Below are 3,392 nucleotides of genomic sequence, written 5' to 3' on the forward strand. Positions count from 1 at the left end.
GGCGCGAATTGTTCGACCGAAAGGCCTATTCCTTGTGAGGCAGAACCGTGATCTTCCGGTCAAGCTGCCAGACCTCGACATCGTGTCCGTCGACCAGCTTCTGCGCGATCTTGACCGCCTTCTCATCGTCATCGGCAATGATGGCTTCGGATGATTTGAAGTGACCGTCGGTGCCGACGATGTAGGCGCGGTAGTCAGGCATGATGTCACTCGCTTGCGGTCGGTCCGCTGGCCCGAGCGGACGTTATCGTACGAACAATTCTAGTTCGCCCGGTTCCGTGTACGCAAGGCACTCGTTCGGGACGTTGGCGCCCGCCACTAGCGCAATGGCACTCAGGTTGTAGGTCGGTTGGACCTGCCCCGCGCGATGGCCAGCGCGCGGCTTACGTGCGCCGGTCCGAGCCTGACCGCCCTCTCATCCCAAGCAGCACGAAAAGCCTCCCGTGCATCTCTTCGACTGGCCGCTCCCGCCGCCCATCATGCCGAGATTGATCGACCACAGCCATTCGTCGCCAATCCGGTAGATCGTCCCCACTTCCTGCTCGTCGAGCATGACGCCGAAGTGGTCTTCGTCCGGATCGAATCCAACGGTAGGATATAGAGCGCTGTTCTTGAGGGAAAATGTTCCGCTCCTGGCGTCACCGTTCTCCAGGCCACCACGCTGCCGGCGGGTGCAGCGCCGAAATCTTCTGCTGGCGTAGCGCCGCAAGATGGCTGCGCTTGCACGGGTAGCCCCGAACCTGCGAACAACCCTTGCAGCGCATGTAACGCTCCAATTCGTGGATGGGCGTGGCCATCGGTCGACGGATCACATCAAGCGCCACGGTCTGATGGGTATCGCACCCGTGGCAGCGGACTTCCAGATAAGCGAAGCCGGCGTTGAGGGCATCGCCCATCGTTGGGGACGGTTGGGCTGGCCCCTTGTAACCCAGCATGCGGTAATTTCAGGCCTCGCATGCCAGCGCATCGGCGTTCCGTCGGGCGATCTTGGCCCGTTCCGCGGATGCCCGGATCGTGCTGCCGTACAACGTCTCGCGTGATTTGGTGCCCATGGCCGGCAGCATAGGGCGGAATCGGTCGGCTGGGCAGCCGCTAGGGATTGGGGTGGTGATCGGGCAGGGCGCTATTTGCTTAAAAGCGCAAGCCAAACACAGGTTATTTACAAATGTCGGCCGCGTTAATTGGAACGCGCCGGAATTCATTTTCTTGATAGACGCTGGGAGCGCATCAAGGAAAATATAAGATGGCCAAGGACGAACACAATAAGGCAGCCGAGCACCACGAGACTGCCGCAAAATCGCATCGTACTGCAGCAGAGCATCATGCAAAAGGCGATCACGCTCAGGGCAAGGAGCACGCAAAGGCTGCTAAACAGCAATCTCAAACAGCCCACCAGCATTCTGATGAAGCTCACACCAAGAGCCAACAGCAGAAATAAAGGCTAGACTTGGAAAGGCCTGCCAAACTGCAGGCCTTTTTCTTCCTGCGTGATCGATTTTTGCCCAAAGAGCGCGGGCCGTCCTCAGCGCTAAAAAAGGCCCGCCGAAGCGGGCCTTTCTGTATCAACGTGGACCGTAGAGTTCACGCTCTTTCCGAACCTCATCGACGCCATAAGGCTTGTTTGCCGGATCGTAGCCGGTCCAGCCGCTTTCCTGCCACGCTGCGCTCCGCTCACGCAGGTTCACTGACGATTGGTTCAGGATCGCATCAAATCGGCTCCGCTCTGCTTCCGGCACCTTGGCTGATACAAGCGTGCCACCTCGACGAACCCCCTCGGCATAAAGCGGCGCATCTTCCTTTGACACTCCAGCCTCAGTCAGTGCCCCGACTATTCCACCGGTCATGGCGCCCGCAGCCGCACCAACGGCGGTTGCAGCGAGCCACCCGGCAGCGACAACAGGACCCAAGCCCGGAATTGCGAGAAGCCCCAACCCGGCGAGCAGGCCAGCTGCACCGCCAAGACCGGCGCCGACCCCTGCGCCGGTACCAGCAGCCTCGGCGCGATCATCGACTCCGTCGCCGTCGCGGTCCTTTTTGCCGTCATACCAGTTGTCCGAATTGTTCGCGACGATGCTGATATCGGAATGCGGAACGCCCGCAGCTTCGAGACCACTTACTGCCTGTTGAGCAGCGGCAAATGTGTCGTACAAACGTGAAATGGTCACAGTCATTTCAATATCCTCTACTCAGTTAGCGGCGTTGACGTTGCCTTGGAAATCCACGCTGATCGAGGTTGCTGCGCCGCCGCCTTTGCTCGCTTTGCCGCGCCACACGCCGTTGTCGTCCTTCTTCAAGTCAGTAACAGCTGAATAGCCAGCTTTTTCGATCGCACTTTTTGCCTGTCCTTCGGTGAAGGAATTTCGACCGGCTACCGGAGAAGCCGAGTTCTTTTGATCGCTGTTCACGGCGTTATTGCCGGGACCATCTTTTGCGGCGGGGGCCTGGGCGAAGGCGGCGCTGGAGATCAAGAGCGAAAATATGCTCGTTGCCAAAAGACGTTTCATCGTTTTCCTCACGAGTTAGTGTTGGACGCTTCCAACTCGTATAGGGCGACACGGTTCCGGGTATCAGTCAGAAAGCACATTGCAATGCAACCGCCGCGGTACGCCCGCCAAGACCATCGCGGTCATCGCTCTTGCGAGGCGCCCCGGTGCCTGGTTTCAGTGAGACAGGGAAGGGCGACCGAGCGATCGGTGCGCCCTTCCTTTGTTGGCGCGTCAGTAGATGCCCAGAGCATCAAGCCCCATGGTAAACGACCGGCACGCCTTCCTGCATCTCTACCCATCTTCGCCTCAGAAGCTCCTCGAGGTGGTCCCGGCCAGGCGGCAACAACAGCGAGCGGCGAGCTCAGATATCCCGCAGCGTCCACGCAGGTTATAGCGTCAGTACATTTCCGCTGCGTTTCTTTCCGCTGTACGGTCCCGGACTGCTATGGATAGGCCGGAAACGCAACGAGTAGCTCTATGTCCGACGCCGCCCCGGATAACCTTGAAATTGTAATCTATTGGCGTCCCAGGAACAGGTTTGAATGGGAGATCGCCGACGGCGCCGCGGTGGTCTATCGAGGTAAGGAGTCCAGCGTGGAGTTGGCGAGGTCGGCTGCCGGCGCCGCACTCCTCGAAGCCCGGGCGCAAGTTGGACCGCTGCCATATTCAGACTAGGCCCCCGCGGTTGGAATCAGGGGTAGGATCGAGAGCCTTACTTCGGTGGCCGCAGTTCGCCCTTCAACCATCCGATGGCCTGCTCGACCTCGATCGGGTCGGGACCGTCGCAGTCGAGGCATTGAAGCGTGCGCTTTCCCTTGCCGCCAAGAGGCAGCGCCAGGATCAAGAAAGCCCCGCAGTCAGGGCATGTCGGTCGTTCGGCCTGTCCCATCGGATTATTTTGCCGTC

General features: G+C 59.6%; 6 protein-coding genes and 1 pseudogene. 1 reads left to right on the forward strand and 6 read right to left on the reverse strand.

What is annotated here, in order from left to right:
* Positions 1-25: 25 nt before the first annotated feature.
* The 3 genes and pseudogenes from JWQ24_RS16025 to JWQ24_RS16035 all read right to left on the reverse strand — a co-directional run bounded on the left by JWQ24_RS16025 (position 26) and on the right by JWQ24_RS16035 (position 1,052).
* Complete coding sequence (locus JWQ24_RS16025; RefSeq protein WP_299809891.1) at positions 26-202, reverse strand: hypothetical protein; 177 nt, start codon at positions 200-202, stop codon at positions 26-28.
* A gap of 213 nt (positions 203-415) precedes the next feature.
* Positions 416-553 carry a hypothetical protein gene (locus JWQ24_RS16030; protein ID WP_299809894.1) on the reverse strand — a complete coding sequence of 46 codons (138 nt, stop codon included), beginning with the start codon at positions 551-553 and terminating at the stop codon, positions 416-418.
* Between the two features lie 85 nt (positions 554-638).
* Positions 639-1,052 (reverse strand): annotated as a pseudogene (locus JWQ24_RS16035) (hypothetical protein).
* 191 nt (positions 1,053-1,243) lie between these two features.
* Between JWQ24_RS16035 and JWQ24_RS16040 the strand changes: the two are divergent.
* Positions 1,244-1,438: a hypothetical protein gene (locus JWQ24_RS16040; protein ID WP_299809896.1), complete on the forward strand. Its 195-nt coding sequence runs from the start codon at positions 1,244-1,246 to the stop codon at positions 1,436-1,438.
* A 124-nt stretch (positions 1,439-1,562) separates the two neighbouring features.
* Here JWQ24_RS16040 and JWQ24_RS16045 read toward each other — a convergent pair whose 3' ends face one another.
* The 3 genes from JWQ24_RS16045 to JWQ24_RS16055 form a co-directional block, all read right to left on the reverse strand.
* Positions 1,563-2,171 carry a hypothetical protein gene (locus JWQ24_RS16045; RefSeq protein ID WP_299809899.1) on the reverse strand — a complete coding sequence of 203 codons (609 nt, stop codon included), beginning with the start codon at positions 2,169-2,171 and terminating at the stop codon, positions 1,563-1,565.
* A gap of 15 nt (positions 2,172-2,186) precedes the next feature.
* Positions 2,187-2,504: a hypothetical protein gene (locus tag JWQ24_RS16050; RefSeq protein WP_299809902.1), complete on the reverse strand. Its 318-nt coding sequence runs from the start codon at positions 2,502-2,504 to the stop codon at positions 2,187-2,189.
* Between the two features lie 694 nt (positions 2,505-3,198).
* The coding region (locus tag JWQ24_RS16055; RefSeq protein WP_299807444.1) for a hypothetical protein at positions 3,199-3,392 on the reverse strand (194 nt) is incomplete at its 5' end.

The organism is Tardiphaga sp., from assembly GCF_028290495.1.
Lineage (GTDB): Bacteria > Pseudomonadota > Alphaproteobacteria > Rhizobiales > Xanthobacteraceae > Tardiphaga.